Consider the following 1,041-nt stretch of genomic DNA (forward strand, 5'->3'; position numbering starts at 1 on the left):
GACAGGTCGGGGCTTCCACGGAGCGGCCTTGTGCTGCAACCAGTCGGCCAACTCGGCCTTCCCCCGGGGCAGCAGTACAACCATCCCGTCGATGCCCGCCGTCTTGCGGCCAGCATTGACCTCCGTGACCCGCCGCACGCTCATGAGCGTGTTGGATCGGGAGCGGAGCATCAACTTCTGCAGATTGCGGACCCGTTTGAGGTCCCCTGCCTGCGACGCCGTGAAGATCCTCTGCCTCAGCCGCCGTACTTCCCCCTCCGTCGCCTGCCAGTCGATCGACAGCCAGTCGGTGGGGTCGTCCTCCGGTCCGTTCACCGTAGCCCCCTGGTCCATGGCGGGGTCCGCCGTGGATATCGGTGTTGCCATGGTGTCCAACTTGTCCTTCGGTTCGAGCGTTGATGGTCATCGGGTCCTCACAGGCCCACCTGATCCACGTCAGCACCCTTTCGGGTCCGGGCAGTGCCCGTATCCGGCCAGTTATGCGGGACGACCAGCGGAGGCGCTGGCCACCGGTCCCGGTTTCCTGCTGCCTTTCGGCCGCCGGCCTTGGCTTCTTGGATCATCCTGTGCCCGCTGGGGAGTTGGGCCTTCCTTGCGGTCGGCTTACCGGAGACGATTCCCCCGGACCCCATCGGGGTTACCACGTTCCACGCGAGCGAGATACGACCGGGGTGGATGCCCCCTTTACTCCGGGACGGCGATGCTCTCCCGGCTGACAAAGAATCCCCAACCGGCGCCTGCCGCTTCTCAACGGCCAGTCCTGCACCCCGCTGGAACATCCCATCTGCAGGGCCAAAGATCACGAAGCATCATCAGGGGTTCAGTCGCCTTCACCCGTCCGGTCTTCCCCTTGCCTGTGGCCTACGGATGGAACGCAGGCCCTTGGGCTTTTCCCCCGAGCTCCGCACCGAGCCGTTACCGGCAACGCACGTCGGGGTGGGGACTGGCCTTGAGCACTGGCCAGGAACACGCTGCCGACGTCAGTCGTCGAGCCTCTGACCAGCGCATTCACTCATCTCGTGCAGCATCGTGTCGCACCTC

The 1,041-nt window shown here is 65.3% G+C and carries 1 protein-coding gene; it reads right to left on the reverse strand.

Annotated features, from left to right (window positions below; genetic code table 11):
* Nucleotides 1-366 (reverse strand): reverse transcriptase N-terminal domain-containing protein (locus ACWDA7_RS53225; protein WP_450615481.1); only part of this gene is annotated, 366 nt, incomplete at its 3' end.
* Nucleotides 367-1,041: the final 675 nt, after the last annotated feature.

The sequence above is a fragment of the Streptomyces sp. NPDC001156 genome (genome assembly GCF_053598275.1).